This is a genomic window from Acidovorax sp. sic0104 (assembly GCF_019219095.1).
GTDB lineage: Bacteria > Pseudomonadota > Gammaproteobacteria > Burkholderiales > Burkholderiaceae_C > Acidovorax.
In genome coordinates, this window is sequence record NZ_JAHUWH010000009.1 from 83,951 (window position 1) to 99,817 (window position 15,867).

Sequence of the window (15,867 nt, forward strand, 5' to 3'; positions counted from 1 at the left end):
ACAGTGCCGTTGCTATAGTCGTTCGATCATTCGACAGGAGGACGATGATGGCAGGACAGGGCTGGCGGCTGAGGGCCGTGATGGTCGCTACTGCAGCCTTATGGGCTGCCGCGGCCGCGGTGCACGCAGAACCCACGGCGTGGCCGGACTACATGCCGCGCCTGTCCGCTGGCGTGTCGGAAAGTCCCATCGACGCCGCACTGCCGGCCGATGTGGCGGTGGTCGCGCCCGACAGCACCGTGCCGCCCGGCATCGCACGCTGGAGCGGCCTGTGGCAGGGCTGGGCCTGTGTCGCCCAGGTGTGCGATGTGAAGCTGGCCGTCGAGAAACTGTCACCCACCGGCGCCACCCTGGTCTACGCAGCGGCCAGCAGCGGGCAACCGGCCTTCACCGAACGCACGGACGCCCGCTTTGTCGACGGGGAGCTCGTCGCGCAGCTCAAGACCGGCACGAAGCTGGTGCTGCGCCTGCGGGCCGACGGCGACATGGACATGTCGCTGTGGCGCCCGAATGCGCAGCTGCTGTCGGCGGGCGTGCTGACGCAAAAAGCGCAGGCCCGGCCCTACCGCCGCAGCACCGAGCGCGTGCCCACGCCCTGGACGGAGAACGGCCAGGCCCAGACGCTGGAGATGGTGGTGTACCGCCCGGTGGCAACGCCCGGACCCTGGCCCACGCTGGTCTTCAACCACGGCTCCACCGGCGAGGGCAACCAGCCCGCGTGGTTCAAGTTCACCTCGGCGAGCCCCGAGGTCGGCCGCTACTTTGCCGAGCGCGGCTGGCAGGTGGTGTTTCCGCAGCGTCGCGGGCGCGGCCAGTCCGACGGGCTGTACGACGAGGGTTTCGAAGCCGACCGCTCGCGCTATGCGTGCCGGCCCGAGCGGTCCCTGCCCGGCGTGGACCGTGCCATCGCGGACCTCGACGCCACCATGGCCTACCTGCGCCAGCGGCCGGATGTCGACACCACCCGCCTGCTCATCGGCGGCGTGTCGCGCGGCGGCATCCTGTCGGTGGCGTATGCGGGCAGCCAGCCGCAGATGTTCGCGGGCGTGATCAACTTCGTGGGCGGCTGGGTGGGAGACCTGTGCCCTGCGGCAGACCAGATCAACCCGGTGGCCTTTCGCCGGGGCGCGGCCTTTCGCAAGCCGACGCTGTGGCTCTATGGGGACAAGGACCCGTACTACTCGCTGCAACACAGCCGGCAGAATTTTGCGGCGTTCGAGGCGGCCGGCGGACAGGGCCAGTTCATCGCACTGCCCGCGCCCGCGGGCGGCAACGGGCACTTCATCCACACCGAAAGGCCCCTGTGGGAGGGTGCGGTCACGGACTATCTGCAACGGGTCGTCCCGCCGCGCTGAGCATGTGTCAGTGGGCCGATGGGACGGTAGGCCGGCCACAAAAAAAGGCCGCCGCGCCCCCTCGGAGCGCGGCGGCCTTTCGCACATCAACCGATCAGTTGTTGCCCTGCGCCGTGCCCTCGCGCCGTGGGTCTGCACCACCGGCAAAAGTGCCCGCGCCCGGGTTGCGCGCGAACAGGCCGGGGGTGCCGCTGGCGCGCACGCCGTTGTAGACCGCGCCGTGCAGGCCGCTCGTGAAGGTGTCGGTCTGCGCCACGGTGTGGCCGCGGGCCTTCAGGCCGTCGCGGATGGCCACCGTGTCGATGACCGAGCCCTTTTCGATGGACGTGGTGGCGTTGGTCTGCGCGCCGAAGTTGGGCAGGTTGATCGCCTGTTGCACGTTCAATCCCCAGTCCGTCATGCCCAGGATGGCCTTGGCGGTGTACTGGATGATGGCGCTGCCGCCGGGCGAGCCGATGGCGCCTTCCAGGTCGCCCGTGGTGGCGTTGAAGACGATGGTGGGCGCCATGGAGCTGCGGGGGCGCTTGCCGGGCTGCACGCTGTTGGCGATGGGGTTGCCTGCGGCGTCGGTGGCGGTGAACGAGAAGTCGGTGAGCTGGTTGTTGAGCAGGAATCCCCGCACCATCTGCAGGCTGCCGAAGCCGTTCTCGATGGTGGTCGTCATGGACACCGCGTTGCCCGCGTTGTCGATGATGGACAGGTGGGTGGTGGATGGCAAGGCGGCCGAGTTGTCGAGGCCCTTCGCGCCGCTCACGCCAGGGGGCGTGCCTGCGGTGGGCGTGCCGATGCTCTTGGTCAGGCTGATGAGCTTGGCGCGCTCCTTGAGGTAGTCGGCGTTGACGAGGCCGGCCTGCGGCACGTTGACGAAGTCAGGGTCGGCCACGTACACCGCGCGGTCCGCGTACGCCAGGCGGTAGGCCTCGGACACCAGGTGCACCGAATCCAGCGTGTTGGGCTTCATGGCCGCCAGGTCGAAGCCTTGCAGCAGGCCCAGCGTCTGCAGCACGGCGATGCCGCCCGAGCTCGGCGCGGGCATGCCGCAGACGCGGTACTGGGTGCGGTACACGCCGCAGACGGGCTCGCGCACCTTGTGGGTGTAGCTGTTCAGGTCGTCCAGCGAGAGCTTGCCGGGGTTGGTGGGGTGGCCCGCGACCTTGGCCACGATGTCCTTGGCAATGTCGCCTTTGTAGAACGCATCGGCACCGCCGGCGGCAATGGCGCGCAGCGTGGCCGCCAGCTCGGGGTTCTTGAGCAGCGTGCCGGCCGCCTTGGCCGTGCCGTCGGTGTTGAGGAAGTAGCTGGCGCCGGGCTCGCCCTGCGACTTGATGCGCGCGGCCGACCCGGCGATGGACACGCTCATGCGCGGCGATATGGCAAAGCCGTTCTCGCTGAGGGCGATGGCCGGCTCGAACAGGTCCTTCCAGGGCAGCTTGCCGTGCACCTTGTGCGCGGCTTCGAGCATGCGCAGCACGCCGGGCGTTCCCACCGACAGGCCGCCGTCCACCGCTGCCAGGAAGGCCAGGGGCTTGCCGTCAGCGCCGATGAACAGGTTGGGCGTGGCGTTCTTGGGCGCGGTCTCGCGGCCGTCATAGGCCAGGAGCTTGTTGGCGCCCTTGTCGAAATGCAGCATGAACGCGCCGCCGCCGATGCCCGAGGACTGCGGCTCCACCAGGTTCAGCACCATCTGCACCGCGATCGCCGCGTCCAGGGCCGTACCGCCCTTGGCCAGGATGTCCACACCGGCCTTGGTAGCCAGCGGGTTGGCCGTGGACACCATGTCCTTGTTGGCATAGCTGATGGTCTTGGGCGTGTAGCCCGAAGGCGGCTCGGGAGGCACGTACTGCTCGACGGGCTCGGGCGTGGCCACCGGAATTGCTGGGCCGTCGCTGCCGCCACACGCCGCCAGCACGGCCAGCGCGGCAAGGCTCAGTGCCCAGAGGGTGGGTTTGCGTGGAAAGTCTGAAGCCGTCATGGATGAAGTCCTTGGGATGAGGGAAGACGAAACGGGCCCGCCGCACCGAGGCGCGGGGCGCTGCGGACCAGCACCCCGCACCACGATGTGAACAGCCCGGCAAAGCACGAAAGAACGAGCGCAGGTTCCGTGCCAGGAACGCCCGTCCAGTATGTGACGAATTGATGAAAATCATTTTGCTTTTATTCCCGCCTCAGCGCCAAATAGGAGAAACGATTTTTCTTATTCGCCGTGAAACAGAATCTGGATTCCATCGACCGCCAATTGCTGGCCCTGCTGCAGCACGACGCGGAGACGCCGCTGGCCGAACTTGCCGATGCGGTGAACCTGTCCAACACGCCCTGCTGGCGGCGCATTCAGTGGCTGCGCGAGAAGGGCTACATCACCCGGCACGTCGCGCTGGTGGACCCTCGCAAGGTCAATGTGGGCGTTACCGTGTTCGTGGCCATCAAGACCAACCAGCACCACCAGCACTGGTTCGAGACGCTGCGCGACGTGGTGATGGGCATCCCGGAGATCGTGGAGTTCTACCGCATGAGTGGCGACGTGGACTACCTGCTGCGCGTGGTGGTGCCCGACATCCGCGCGTACGACGCGGTGTACAAGCGGCTGACCCGCGCCGTGGCGCTGTCGGACGTGAGCTCCAGCTTCGCGATGGAGGAGATCAAGTTCACCACCGCGCTGCCGCTGGACTATGCCCAATGAACCGGGGCCCGTGGCGCGCCACAATCCATTTCCGCTGTTCGTGCACCCTGCACATTTCCTTGGATTCCATCACGCACTGGATTTTATTAACTAAATAGTGAACTATTCAGGCATGACCAAAGACACCGAAACCCCCGCCAAGGAACGCCAGCGCGATGCCGACCGTTCGCAGGGCGTGATCTTCAGCGCCGCGCGCGACGAGTTTGCCGAGCACGGGCTGGGCGGCGCGCGCATGGACCGCATCGCCGAGCGGGCGGGCCTGAACAAGCGGCTCATCTACTACTACTTCGAGGACAAGGAGAAGCTCTTCCAGGCGGTGCTGGAGCAGGCCTACCTGCACATCCGCGCCGAGGAGCAAAAGCTCAACCTGCTGGAGCTTGCGCCTGCCACAGCCGTGCGGCGGCTGGTGGAATTCACCTGGAACTACTACCTGGAGAACCCCCAGTTCCTCACCCTGCTCAACAGCGCCAACCTGCACAAGGCGCGCCACCTGCAGGAGTCCCAGCGCGCGCGCGAGATGAACTCGCCCCTGATCGCCACGCTGGGCGAGGTGCTCGAGCGCGGCCGGCGCGAGGGCAGCTTTCGCGGCGGGGTGGACCCGCTGCAGCTGTACGTGTCCATCGCCGGGCTGTCGTACTTCTACCTGTCCAACAACCACACGCTGTCGGCCATCTTCGGGCGGGATCTCATGGCACCCAAGGCGTGCAATGAGAGGCTATCGCACATGTGCGATGTGATCCTGGGGTATGTGCTGCGGGCGTGAGACTCAGGAAAGCTGCCGGTAGCGTCCGCTGCGGGCTCGGCGCAGCCCTGCGCCCCTTGCGGAAGAGAGGTTGGGGAGAAGGGGGCGAATCCAGCGCCGCGCCCAGTTCGCCCCCTCTCCCCGGCCCTCTCCCGCAATGGGAGAGGGAGTGGGGCCAGAGCTTCGCGTGCTGAGGCCGCAGGCCACGCAGATTTCCGCGAGAGGTCAACAACACGCATCGAAGGCTAGGCCCGCCGCCGCACTGCGCCATCCCTCTCCGCTCGCGGGAGAGGGGATGGGCGAGGGGGAGCTCGGCGCACAGCCTTGGTCCAACCCTCTTCTCCCACGCATTCGCCCAGAGAGGGAACGCAATCAACGCGCAACTGCTGGCCCTCAACGCGCCGCCCCAAAACCCGGGTAAACCCCTAATTTCTGTCGGCCGAACCGCGTTGACGCGCACAGCCGGTTCCTGAAAAATACCCTCTATTCACCAATCAGTGAATTAAAGAGCAAGTCCAAGCCTGCCAACGGAGACAAATCCATGCCTTTCACCCGCACTACCCGCCGCACTGCAGCCACCGCCCTGGCCGCCGCGATCACCTCCCTGTCGTTCGGCGCCTTCGCGCAAGGCGGCTACCCGACCAAGCCGATCCGCGTGATCGTGCCGTTTGCGGCGGGCAGCACCACCGACATCATTGCGCGCGCCATCGCCGACAAGATGGGCCAGAGCATGGGACAGACGCTGGTGGTGGACAACCGGGGCGGTGCCAGCGGCACCATCGGCCAGCAGGCCGTGGCCACGGCCGCGCCGGACGGCTACACGGTGATGATCCATTCGTCGTCGCACACGGTGAGCCCCTCGACGTTTGCCAAGCTGCCCTTCGACACCGTGGGCGACTTCGCGGGCGTGACGCCGATCTCCTCGCTGCCCAACGCGCTTGTGATCTCGCCCGCCAAGGGCATCAAGACGCTGCAGGACCTGGTGGCCACGGCCAAGGCCAAGCCCGGCACGGTGAACTTCGCCTCGGCCGGCCAGGGCAGCGCCACGCACCTGAACGCCGAGAAGTTCAAGCTGGCTGCGAAGATCGACGCGCAGAACATCCCCTTCAAGGGCTCGGCCGAGGCCGTGACCGAGGTGCTGTCGGGGCGTGTGGACTATTACTTCTCGCCCATCGCCCCCGTCATCGGCCAGATCAAGGATGGCCAGCTGCTCGCCCTGGCCGTGGGCTCACCCAAGCGCGCCGCCGCCCTGCCCGACGTGCCCACCACCGCCGAAGCCGGCGTGCCCGGCTCGGAGTTCAACTTCTGGATCGGGATGATGGTGCCCGCCAAGACGCCGCGCGACATCGTGAACCGCCTGCACGACGAGGTGGTGAAGGCGCTGGCCACGCCCGAGGTGAAGGAGCGCTTCCTGAAGCTCGGCGCGGATGCCTGGACGCTCAAGCCCGAGCAGTTCGACGCCTACATCAAGGACGAGATCAAGAGCAACGCCACGCTGGTCAAGGCCGCCGGACTCTCGCCCACACAGTAATTCCCTTCGCGCCGCACCGCACCGCCAGCCCCTGCCGTGGGGGTGGCCAGGCCGCGCCTTTGCCCAATTTTCTGCAACCTTGAACTGAACGAAAGCACCACCGCCATGGCAACCCAACGACTCGGACTCATCATGCACGGCGTCACCGGCCGCATGGGCATGAACCAGCACTTGATCCGCTCCATCTGCGCCATCCGCGCGCAGGGCGGTGTGGTGCTCTCCAATGGCAACCGCGTGATGCCCGACCCCATCCTCATCGGCCGCAATGCCGAGAAGATGGAGGCGCTGGCCAAAGCCCACGGCATAGCCCGCTGGGGCACGGACCTGGACGCGGCGCTCGCCAACCCCGAAGACACGGTGTTCTTCGACGCAGGCACCACGCAGATGCGCCCCACCCTGCTGGCCAAAGCCATCCGCGCGGGCAAGCACGTGTACTGCGAAAAACCCATCGCCACCAACCTGAACGAAGCGGTGGAGATCGCACGCCTGGCCTCGGGCTCGGGCCTCAAGCACGGTGCCGTGCAGGACAAGCTCTTCCTGCCCGGCCTGCGCAAGCTGGACATGCTGCGCCGCGCGGGCTTCTTCGGCCGCATGCTGAGCGTGCGCCTGGAGTTCGGCTACTGGGTCTTCGAAGGCGACCTGCAGCCCATCCAGCGCCCGAGCTGGAACTATCGCAGCGAAGACGGCGGCGGCATGATCCTGGACATGATGTGCCACTGGCGCTACGTGCTGGACAACCTGTTCGGCGAGGTGAAGTCGGTCTCGTGCATCGGCGCCACGCACATCCCCACCCGCTGGGACGAAGCCGGCCAACCGTACAAGGCCACGGCCGACGACGCGGCCTACGCCACCTGCGAGCTCAAGGGCCACAACGGCGAAGACGTGATCGCGCAACTCAACATGAGCTGGGCCACGCGCGTGCGGCGCGACGACCTGGTGACCTTCCATGTGGACGGCACCGACGGCTCGGCCGTCGCGGGCCTCTCGAGCTGCCGCGCGCAAAGCCGCGTGGCCACGCCCCGCCCGGTGTGGAACCCCGACGAGAAGCAGACCATGAACTTCTTCGACCAGTGGCAGGAGATCCCGGACTCGCAGATCTACGACAACGGCTTCAAGATCCAGTGGGAGCACTTCATCCGCCACGTGGTGGAAGACGCGCCGTACAAGTGGACCCTGCCCGAAGGCGCCAAGGGCGTGCAGCTGGTGGAAGCGGCCCTCGAAAGCTGGAAGGAACGCCGCTGGGTGGATGTGGCGCCACTCAGCCAATGAACAACCCCCTGAGCGGCTGCGCCGCTTCCCCCTTCTCTCGCGCTTTGCGCGGGAAGGGGGACACCGCCAGCGCGGCGGGGCGGCCCTTGCGCGGCGGTCGCTGGCCTGGTTCGCGCCAGTTTCGCAGCACAGCCTGACAAAGCGGAGACCGCTTGGAAACCCAGCCAACGCTATTACTTTAATAGCTTCCGGCGCTCATTGAATAAGCGCTAGCGGCACATTTCATTCAAATATTGCGAGCACACCATGGCCCTTAGCCTCCCCTTGCCCACGGCCGATGGCCGCATCAGCCCCTACACCCTGCAAGGCCGCCCGCCGGTCGTGCCGCAGCAGGGCGCGGCGTTCAGCCGCATCGCCTACTCGGCCGCCCACGTGGTGGCCAACCCGCTGGCCGCGATCGACCCGTGGCTGCAGTGCGCGGTGGACTGGGACGCGACCATTGCCTACCGCCAGCGCCTGTGGTCGCTGGGCCTGGGCGTGGCCGAGGCCATGGACACCGCGCAGCGCGGCATGGGGCTGGACTGGCCGACGTCGCTGGAGCTGATCCGCCGCTCGCTGGACGCGGCGCGCGACTTCGGGCCGGGCGCGCTCGTGGCCTCGGGCTGCGGCACGGACCACCTGGTGCTGGAGGACGTGAAGTCGGTGGACGACGTGATTCGCGGCTACGAGGAGCAGATGGAGGCCATCGAGAAGCTCGGCGGCAAGCTCATCGTGATGGCCAGCCGGGCGCTGGCCCGCGTGGCCAAAAGCCCTGCCGACTACGAACGCGTGTACGACCGCATCCTCTCGCAGGCGAAGCAGCCCGTGGTGCTGCATTGGCTGGGCGACATGTTCGACCCGGCGCTCGCAGGCTACTGGGGCTCGCGCGACGTGGATGCGGCCATGGACACGGCGCTGGCGGTGATCGCCGCCCACCCGGACAAGGTGGACGGCATCAAGATATCGCTGCTCGACAAAGACAAGGAAGTCGCCATGCGCCGCCGCCTGCCCACCACCGGCGGCACCGACGGCCAGGGCGTGCGCATGTACACCGGCGACGATTTCAACTACGCCGAGCTCATTGCGGGCGACGGCGCGGGGAGTACGCCACGCCAGGGCCAGAGCGATGCGCTGCTGGGCATCTTCGACGCCATCGCGCCGGCTGCCAGCGCGGCGCTCGCTGCATTGGCGGCGGGCGACACACCGCGCTTTCACGCCATCCTGGGCCCCACGGTGCCGCTGTCGCGCCACATCTTCGCGGCGCCCACGCGGTTCTACAAAACCGGCGTGGTCTTCATGGCCTGGCTCAACGGGCACCAGAGCCACTTCACCGTGGTGGGCGGGCAACAGAGCACCCGCTCGCTGGTGCACTTCGCCGAGCTGTTCCGGCTGGCCGACCAGGCCGACCTGCTGGAGCAGCCCGAACTGGCCGTGAAGCGCATGCAGACGCTGCTGGCGCTGCACGGGGTGGAGTGACAGGCATGCGCGACTTCTCGCAAGACCACCGCTGGCTCTCCATCAACACAGCCACCGTGCGCAAGCAGCAGGGGGCCGAGGTGCCGCTCGCGCGCATCATCGACCAGTGCGCCGAGCGCGGCATCCGCGCCATCAGCCCCTGGCGCGACCAGGTGGCCGCCGCCGGGCTCGACGCCACGGCGCGACAGCTGCGCGCCCATGGCATGGAGCTGTCGGGCTACTGCCGCGGCGGCTTCTTCCCGGCGGCGGACGCCGCAGGGCTGCGCGCCGCGCTGGACGACAACCGCCGCGCCATCGACGAGGCCAAGACACTGAACGCTGCCTGCCTGGTGCTGGTGGTGGGCGCCCTGCCCGGGGCGCTCGATGGCGCGCCGCACTACACCGACCTCGCCCGCGCACGCAGCGAGGTGGTCGACGGCATCGCCGCGTCGCTGGAATACGCGCGCCAGGTGGGCATGCCGCTGGCCATCGAGCCGCTGCACCCCATGCAGGCGGCAGACCGCGCCTGCATCAACACGCTGGAGCATGCGCTGGACATCTGCGATGCGCTGGATCCGCAAAGGACGGGGGCACTAGGCGTGGCCCTGGACGTGTACCACGTGTGGTGGGACCCCAAGCTGCAGCAGCAGATCGCGCGTGCCGGCCAGGAGCGCCTGCTGGCCTATCATGTGTGCGACTGGCGCCTGCCCACGCGCGACCTGCTCAGCGACCGGGGGATGATGGGCGACGGCGTGATCGAGCTCAAGAGGATCCGCCAATGGGTCGAGGCCGCAGGCTTTGCGGGCTATGCAGAGGTGGAGATCTTCTCGGCGCTGGACTGGTGGCAGCGCAGCGGCGACGAGACGCTGGACACGTGCATCGCGCGGCACCGCAGCGTGGTCTGAACAACACCGCCGCAGCTGGCGCAAGCCATGGTTCCGAAGGCTGCACCGCGCCAGGTGTCAATCGCGTGGGGGAACGCGCATGCCTTCGAGCACCTGGCGCGTGGACTCCTCCACCCTTTCGGCGCTTGACGGGGCCTGCGGCCCGTGCCCGATCAGGCGCTGGACAACGGCCATGAGGCTCTCCAGTTCAATGGGTTTGACCAGGAAGGCGTCGTAGTCCTTGAAGGCCCGCCGCACCACCTCCTCGCTCGTCCCGCTCATGAACACGAAAGGGATCTGCGCGAGCGTCGCATCTTTTTTGACCACCGTGCCGAACTCGCCGCCGTTCATGATCGGCATCATGAAGTCGGACAGTATCAAGGCAGGGTGCTCGCCGCTTTGCAGTATCTCCAGCGCCTGCTTGCCATTGGAGGCCACGGCCACCCGGTAGCCTTCGGCTTCGAGCAGAAGCTGCAGTATCTCGGCGTTCCCATATTCGTCCTCGACGATCAGAACGAGTTTCATCGGGACGTTCTTTCAGTTAAGCGGCTGAGGTCTGGGCAGCCTTGGGGAATGAAACAAAAACATCGACTGCCGGCTGGGTAGCACCGCCGCCCCGCACCTTGGTGATCGTGAGAATGCGCTCATCGATCTGCCTGTCCCGCGTGGCCACGGGCTCGAAGACGAACACATTGTCAAACCAGCCGGTCACACCATCGGCCAGCGGTGTGCCCGCTGCAATGGCCAGGGCGTCCGGGTCCACCGTGAAGAGCGAGGTCACGCCACGCCGCCGCAGCTCCACCAGCAGACGCCCGAGGAAGCGGTAGCCGCGCTCCGGAAAGGCCAGGGTGTCGGCCAGCCCCGCCACCCCATCCACGACCAGGCGGCGGATCTTCAGCTCATCGACCAGCCGCAGCAGTTTGTGGCCCATCTCATCCATAGACTCGTCCTCATGCCCCAGGTTCTTGATTGCCAAAGCCCCCGAACTGACTGCGGTCTCAATGTGGAGGCCGAGCTCCGAACCCATACGCCGCAGATCGCTGCCAAGCTCGGTGCAAGAAAGCACCAGACCCGGAGACTCCAGCGTAGAACAGGCCGCGAAGGCAAGCGCCAGGGTTGTCTTGCCTGAGCCAGTGTGCCCGATCACCGCGGAGGCACTGCCAGCCAAGAGGCCGCCGCCGTGTAGGACACCATCAAGCGGCCCGAGGCCAGTGGCAAGTGGGATGGCACCCAGCTTGACGTTGCCGTGGGTCAGCGGCAGGCTCTCCAGCCGTGGAAAGAACTGCAGGCCCTGTGTGGAGATGCAGAACGTGTGCTGCCCCCGGATCACCTGGCTGCCGCGGAACTTGCGCACCTGCATCCGGCGCTCCGCACGCCAGTGAAAACCGTGGTCCTCGAACGAAAAAATGCCGTCCACCATGGTCTGCTCGGCGCTCAGGGCATTGCCGTTGCCGCTGGTGAGCACCAGGCACGTACAGGACATGGCGCTGACCAGGCTTTGCAGTTCATGCACGAACTGACGCACCGAATCATTGGTCATGGTCTCCAGGCTGTTGACCACCAGGCCGTCGATGACGAGCAGCGAGGCGCGGTGGCGCATGAGCTCGGCGCGCAGCAGCTCTACGACGGACTTGAGACCGCCCTGCTCCAGCTCGCGGTAGCCGCTCACGTAGAAGACGGTGGCGCTCACCTCCTGCTGGTCGAAGAAGATCTGCTGCTCCATGTGCTGCAGCATGCGTGCATGGGATTCGGCCAGCATGGTGACGTACAGCGTGCGGATCTCGCGCCGCGCCAGCGTGTAGGCGATCTGGTTGGCCAGCGTGGTCTTGCCGACGCCCGGCGGGCCTTCGAAGATGTACACGCCGCCCTCGAACAGGCCGCCGTTGAGGATCTCGTCCAAACCTTCCACCAGGGTGGGCAATCGTTTCATTCTTCTTGTCGTGACAGGAGGTTGCACAGAGGCCTGCCGCGCTGCGCCAGGGGGACTGGGCGGCAGGCTGAAATACCTGAAAGATCGATTCTAGGGCGGCGGCGAGGCCTGATCCCCACGAATGCAGATGGTGCGGAAAGTGGGGAGGAAAATTGCATTGGCACGGCTGCGTATTCCGGACGCATCTGAACACTGAGTCCATCTGGATCCGGCCACTCCGCTCGCACCGATGACATCTCGGCAAACCGCTGTCCAGGGCTCTTGTACGGCAGAATTCGGCCACAAGCTGTCGTTCGATGGCTCAACCCCCCGTAGTGATAACGTGAGATTTCATCGATGGATCTTGAGCGTGTAGCGTACTTTCATAACCAGTACTCTCAAATGAGTGATGAGGAGTTGGCAACGCTGGTGATCACGCGCCGAGATATGCTGGGCGAAGAGGCCATTGAGGCTCTTCAGCGCGTGTTGGACCATCGAGACGTTTCAGTATTCGCAGGGGAAGTGAATGCCAAGATCGGTGACCTAAAAGCTCAGATAGAAGTGCTCGATCAAGAGCGCGAACGCCAGAGGGCCACAAACCGTCAAATCCCGCGCGCCATGCTAATTGTGGCTGTCGCAGCGATTGCCATTTTTTCAGCTGCTGTAATCGTTGGGTCAATGACCTAGACTTCAGGCATCGCAAGACTTGCTTCTGGGGCACACCGCAGCTTCCTCTATGGGCCCAACGCCGACCTTAGGACGACCCCTGCGAATAGCGTAATTCGTCGCCGACGAACACCTTGGCTTCGTGGAACGGTAAGACATGATGGCCGCAATGCTCGGTGAAAACGGCGATGGCTTTCTTAGCCTCATTTACGACGACGAGTGCGGATCTGAACTCGACTACTGACTCATCCATCAGCTCTACCCGCACAGTGTCGTGAGGGAAGTTGATCGATTCTGGGCTGCGTCGGAGGTCCTCGGGCTCGCTCCCAATTTGGGCAGCAAGCTCGTCGGCCCACTCCAGCACCACGGCGTCAGCAAGGCGGGGGACAGGGAATTTGTGCATGAGGGGATTTCCGCTTCTGGCCGGATTCTGCCCCACGGTGAGGAACACTAGTGGGCCCGAGCGGACCTTGCAGGATTCGCTTCACCGGTAGTCTGCAAAGGCGGGTTTGAAATACCAGACAACTGGGTGATTTCAGGACTTAGGCACATGACGGAAAAGTTCATTTGGTTAAGCAGCTATCTGCTGACAGTGGCTATTTGCCCCATCCCTTATTTACTGTTGGACTCGGTCTTATGGGCCGCACTCCTCACTGTTCCAACGTTTCTTGTTGCGCTGCTCGTTACGGAACACTTCTATAAATTTGTGCTGAGCAAAAGAGCGCCTTGAGAGGTCCGTACGACTGCTGCTGGCCGCTATCAGCCCTTCGATCCTGCGACTTTGAAACAACGTGGCTTGCCGTCGACCTCTCGAACAGGTGCCGTCCATGCCATGGCAGCCACAATCGGCACTGTGCGCAAAAGATTGCCATGGCGCGCAGCGGGCATTCGTAACCCCTGATGGCCCATCACCATGCCGGCATTGGGGAAAAGAGTGGAACGGCGGCATAATTACGAATCAGTCTCATCCACAATCTTTTTCGCATCTTCGCACCCATGGCCACCAGCGCAGTTTCCCGCTTGAACATCGCTTCTCGCATCGCTGCGGGCGTGCTGGGCGGGTACGCATTCACCTGGGGCTTCATCGCCCTGTCCATCGGCCTTTTGTTCGCGGCGCAGATGGAGTTTCATGATGCCGAGGCGTTGGGCTACATCGTGGGCTTCATCGTCTTCCTGGTGGCGTTCCTGTGGTCCTTCGCGGCGGCAAGCGTGCGACGGGTATGGCTGGTGCTGGCTGGCGGCGGCGCGCTGATGACGGGCGCCGCCTGGCTGGTGCAGCGCGCGATCCTGTGACCCGCGTGGCCTGACGGAAGAAGAGGTAGATCCCATGTTCCAGAATTTCCGGCTTACCATGGCCTGGCTTCACACCTGGTTCGGCCTGGTGCTGGGCTTCGTGCTGATGGTCGTTTTCTTCTTCGGCTCGCTGTCGGTGTTCGACCGAGAGATCGACCGCTGGGCCATCCCCGCGACCCGGTTCGAGCCGCAGCCGATGCCCTCGTTCGACAAGATCCTGAAGCCGGTCTTCGAGGACATGAGGCCGAGTCCCGAAAACATCGAGGCCGCCAAGAGCCGCGTCAACGGGCCCATGGCGCAGAACTTTCCCGTCATCAACACCTGGGGCGCCTACACCACCCACCGCGACCCGGTGCTCGGCCTGTTCGCAGGCTATGAGCTGCCCAACGCCAAGGACCCGCACGACAACCTGATCTGGGGCAACCGCACCATCGATCCGCGCTCGGGCGCATCGCTGCCCGACGACCACCTCAAGATCGGCAGCCAGTTCTTCTACCCGCTGCACTACAGCCTGAACTTCAAGTGGAAGGACCTGGGCACCTGGATCGTGGGCTTCGCGGCACTGATGATGCTGGTGGCCCTGGTCAGCGGGGTCGTGATGCACCGCAAGATCTTTCGCGAGCTGTTCACCTTCCGTCCCAAGAAGCACACCCAGCGCAGCGCGCTCGACCTGCACAACCTCACGGGTGTGGTGGCCCTGCCGTTTCACTTCATCTTCGCGTTCTCGGGGCTGGTGATCTTCGGCGGCATCTACTTTCCCATCACCCACACGCAGTTGCACCCGCTGCACGAGCTGCACGAAAAGCACGAGGCCGCCGAGACAGGCCTGCCGCACGAACGCGCCAACGTGGCCGGGCCCCTGGCCTCGGTCGATGCCATGGTGGCGCAGGCCCAGCGCCGCTGGGCCGAACAGGGCATGGCGGGCGATGTGGGCTTTCTGACCGTGCGGCACGTGGGCGATACCAATGCCTACGTAAGCATCTACCGCGCCGGCACCGACCGCATCGCGCTGGTGGGCAACGGCATCCACTTCAAGGCGAGCACGGGCGAGGTGCTGCGGGTGGACCCACCGCTGACCCCCGTGGCCAGCGTGAACACCTTCCTCACCGGCCTGCACCTGCAGCACTTTCGCCACTGGCTGCTGCGCTGGCTGTACGTGCTGGGCGGCCTGTCGGGTTGCGTCTGCATCGCCACCGGCTTCATCTTCTTCGTCGAAAAGCGCAAGCGGCAGCATGCCAAAGCGGGCGTGACCGGCGCGCGCTGGGTGGACGCCTTCGCTGTGTCCACCGTGACGGGCATCGTCATCGCCGCACTGACCATGCTGGCGGCCAACCGCCTGCTGCCCGCCGACCTGCCCGCGCGCGGAGACTGGGAGCAGTATGTCTTCTGGGCCGCCTGGGCTCTGGCGTTTGCGCACGGTATCTGGCGCACCGCCCCCGTCGCCAGCGCGCGCATGGCGCCCGCCTGGGCAGAGCAATGCTGGGCCATCGCCGTGCTGGGCGTGGCCGCCGTGCTGCTCAACTGGGTGACCACCGGCGACCACCTGATGCGCACCATCGGCACCGGCTACTGGCCCGTGGCTGGCGTCGATCTGGCCATCCTGGCGAGCAGCGCCATCGCCGTGCTGGCTGCCCGCAAACTCAAGCGCCGCGCCCAGGGCCAGCTCACGGCGTCCAGCGCGGACGCGGGCGCTGCAGCCACTGCACTGGAGACCGCCCGTGCCTGACGCCCTGCTGCTGGCCGCCGCCGTGGCCGTCAATGTGATCAGCCTGGGGTGGCTGGCCTTGTCGATGGGTGTGCACTGGGAACAGGTGCGCGGCACAGAGCCCCTGCCGCGCAGCACCGTGCGCTCCCTGCGCTGGCTGGGCGCCGCGGGCCTGGTGGTGTCCCTGGCCCTGTGCCTGGCCGTGGACCACGCATCCATGGCCTCGCTCGTGTGGTTCATGGCGCTCGCAGGGGCCGCCCTGACCATCGCATTCACGCTGTCGTGGCGCCCTCGCGTGCTGGGCGTGCTGATCGCCTGGGTGCGGCGCAGCAGTGCAGGCGTGATCGGATAAAGGCCACTGCGCGACAGGCCGTCGCGTGAACCTGATGCGTGCTTACCGCT

General features: G+C 65.9%; 16 protein-coding genes. 12 read left to right on the plus strand and 4 right to left on the minus strand.

Annotation, left to right across the window (positions count from 1 at the left end):
• The first annotated feature begins 47 nt into the window (after nt 1-47).
• Nucleotides 48-1,355, plus strand: a complete 1,308-nt coding sequence (locus KW835_RS15615; protein ID WP_218383945.1) for a S9 family peptidase — start codon at nt 48-50, stop codon at nt 1,353-1,355.
• Nucleotides 1,356-1,449: 94 nt separating this feature from the next.
• Here the strand turns inward: KW835_RS15615 and ggt are convergent, their stop codons facing one another.
• Nucleotides 1,450-3,327: a gamma-glutamyltransferase gene (gene ggt, locus KW835_RS15620; RefSeq protein WP_218383946.1), complete on the minus strand. Its 1,878-nt coding sequence runs from the start codon at nt 3,325-3,327 to the stop codon at nt 1,450-1,452.
• 243 nt (nt 3,328-3,570) lie between these two features.
• Here ggt and KW835_RS15625 point away from each other — a divergent pair, with 243 nt between their 5' ends.
• From KW835_RS15625 to KW835_RS15650, 6 genes are all read left to right on the plus strand, one after another.
• A complete protein-coding gene (locus tag KW835_RS15625) occupies nt 3,571-4,032 on the plus strand; it encodes an Lrp/AsnC family transcriptional regulator (protein WP_218384216.1) in 462 nt (153 codons plus the stop codon).
• 112 nt (nt 4,033-4,144) lie between these two features.
• Nucleotides 4,145-4,795, plus strand: a complete 651-nt coding sequence (locus KW835_RS15630) for a TetR/AcrR family transcriptional regulator (protein ID WP_218383947.1) — start codon at nt 4,145-4,147, stop codon at nt 4,793-4,795.
• 520 nt (nt 4,796-5,315) lie between these two features.
• Complete coding sequence (locus KW835_RS15635; protein WP_218383948.1) at nt 5,316-6,305, plus strand: tripartite tricarboxylate transporter substrate binding protein; 990 nt, start codon at nt 5,316-5,318, stop codon at nt 6,303-6,305.
• Nucleotides 6,306-6,410: 105 nt separating this feature from the next.
• The gene (locus KW835_RS15640) at nt 6,411-7,574 is read left to right on the plus strand and encodes a Gfo/Idh/MocA family protein (protein WP_218383949.1); all 1,164 of its coding nucleotides are present in this window, start codon (nt 6,411-6,413) and stop codon (nt 7,572-7,574) included.
• A 246-nt stretch (nt 7,575-7,820) separates the two neighbouring features.
• Nucleotides 7,821-9,029, plus strand: coding sequence for a dihydrodipicolinate synthase family protein (locus KW835_RS15645; RefSeq protein WP_218383958.1), 1,209 nt, complete (start codon nt 7,821-7,823; stop codon nt 9,027-9,029).
• Nucleotides 9,030-9,034: 5 nt separating this feature from the next.
• On the plus strand, nt 9,035-9,913 hold the full coding sequence (locus tag KW835_RS15650; protein WP_218383960.1) for a sugar phosphate isomerase/epimerase: 879 nt from the start codon (nt 9,035-9,037) through the stop codon (nt 9,911-9,913).
• 57 nt (nt 9,914-9,970) lie between these two features.
• Here KW835_RS15650 and KW835_RS15655 read toward each other — a convergent pair whose 3' ends face one another.
• The gene (locus KW835_RS15655; protein WP_218383962.1) at nt 9,971-10,417 is read right to left on the minus strand and encodes a response regulator; all 447 of its coding nucleotides are present in this window, start codon (nt 10,415-10,417) and stop codon (nt 9,971-9,973) included.
• Nucleotides 10,418-10,433: 16 nt separating this feature from the next.
• A complete protein-coding gene (locus KW835_RS15660; protein ID WP_218383966.1) occupies nt 10,434-11,822 on the minus strand; it encodes an ATPase domain-containing protein in 1,389 nt (462 codons plus the stop codon).
• A 336-nt stretch (nt 11,823-12,158) separates the two neighbouring features.
• Between KW835_RS15660 and KW835_RS15665 the strand changes: the two genes are divergently transcribed.
• Entirely contained in the window at nt 12,159-12,488 is a 330-nt protein-coding gene (locus KW835_RS15665) for a hypothetical protein (RefSeq protein ID WP_218383968.1), read from the plus strand.
• Between the two features lie 67 nt (nt 12,489-12,555).
• Here the strand turns inward: KW835_RS15665 and KW835_RS15670 are convergent, their stop codons facing one another.
• The gene (locus KW835_RS15670; RefSeq protein WP_218383969.1) at nt 12,556-12,870 is read right to left on the minus strand and encodes a hypothetical protein; all 315 of its coding nucleotides are present in this window, start codon (nt 12,868-12,870) and stop codon (nt 12,556-12,558) included.
• A gap of 147 nt (nt 12,871-13,017) precedes the next feature.
• Between KW835_RS15670 and KW835_RS15675 the strand changes: the two genes are divergently transcribed.
• The 4 genes from KW835_RS15675 to KW835_RS15690 all read left to right on the plus strand — a co-directional run bounded on the left by KW835_RS15675 (nt 13,018) and on the right by KW835_RS15690 (nt 15,817).
• The gene (locus KW835_RS15675) at nt 13,018-13,197 is read left to right on the plus strand and encodes a hypothetical protein (RefSeq protein ID WP_218383970.1); all 180 of its coding nucleotides are present in this window, start codon (nt 13,018-13,020) and stop codon (nt 13,195-13,197) included.
• Between the two features lie 266 nt (nt 13,198-13,463).
• A complete protein-coding gene (locus tag KW835_RS15680) occupies nt 13,464-13,760 on the plus strand; it encodes an iron uptake protein (protein WP_218383972.1) in 297 nt (98 codons plus the stop codon).
• Between the two features lie 34 nt (nt 13,761-13,794).
• A complete protein-coding gene (locus KW835_RS15685; RefSeq protein WP_218383974.1) occupies nt 13,795-15,486 on the plus strand; it encodes a PepSY domain-containing protein in 1,692 nt (563 codons plus the stop codon).
• On the plus strand, nt 15,479-15,817 hold the full coding sequence (locus KW835_RS15690; RefSeq protein WP_218383977.1) for a DUF3325 domain-containing protein: 339 nt from the start codon (nt 15,479-15,481) through the stop codon (nt 15,815-15,817). The genes KW835_RS15685 and KW835_RS15690 overlap by 8 nt, the downstream gene beginning before the upstream one ends.
• Nucleotides 15,818-15,867 lie beyond the last annotated feature (50 nt).

Excerpts from the sequence above, each read along its gene's own strand:
- KW835_RS15615 (WP_218383945.1), top strand. The coding sequence starts at position 48 with ATGGCAGGACAGGGCTGGCGGCTGAGGGCCGTGATGGTCGCTACTGCA.
- ggt (WP_218383946.1), bottom strand. The coding sequence starts at position 3,327 with ATGACGGCTTCAGACTTTCCACGCAAACCCACCCTCTGGGCACTGAGC.
- KW835_RS15630 (WP_218383947.1), top strand. The coding sequence starts at position 4,145 with ATGACCAAAGACACCGAAACCCCCGCCAAGGAACGCCAGCGCGATGCC.
- KW835_RS15635 (WP_218383948.1), top strand. The coding sequence starts at position 5,316 with ATGCCTTTCACCCGCACTACCCGCCGCACTGCAGCCACCGCCCTGGCC.
- KW835_RS15640 (WP_218383949.1), top strand. The coding sequence starts at position 6,411 with ATGGCAACCCAACGACTCGGACTCATCATGCACGGCGTCACCGGCCGC.
- KW835_RS15645 (WP_218383958.1), top strand. The coding sequence starts at position 7,821 with ATGGCCCTTAGCCTCCCCTTGCCCACGGCCGATGGCCGCATCAGCCCC.
- KW835_RS15650 (WP_218383960.1), top strand. The coding sequence starts at position 9,035 with ATGCGCGACTTCTCGCAAGACCACCGCTGGCTCTCCATCAACACAGCC.
- KW835_RS15655 (WP_218383962.1), bottom strand. The coding sequence starts at position 10,417 with ATGAAACTCGTTCTGATCGTCGAGGACGAATATGGGAACGCCGAGATA.
- KW835_RS15660 (WP_218383966.1), bottom strand. The coding sequence starts at position 11,822 with ATGAAACGATTGCCCACCCTGGTGGAAGGTTTGGACGAGATCCTCAAC.
- KW835_RS15665 (WP_218383968.1), top strand. The coding sequence starts at position 12,159 with ATGGATCTTGAGCGTGTAGCGTACTTTCATAACCAGTACTCTCAAATG.
- KW835_RS15670 (WP_218383969.1), bottom strand. The coding sequence starts at position 12,870 with ATGCACAAATTCCCTGTCCCCCGCCTTGCTGACGCCGTGGTGCTGGAG.
- KW835_RS15675 (WP_218383970.1), top strand. The coding sequence starts at position 13,018 with ATGACGGAAAAGTTCATTTGGTTAAGCAGCTATCTGCTGACAGTGGCT.
- KW835_RS15680 (WP_218383972.1), top strand. The coding sequence starts at position 13,464 with ATGGCCACCAGCGCAGTTTCCCGCTTGAACATCGCTTCTCGCATCGCT.
- KW835_RS15685 (WP_218383974.1), top strand. The coding sequence starts at position 13,795 with ATGTTCCAGAATTTCCGGCTTACCATGGCCTGGCTTCACACCTGGTTC.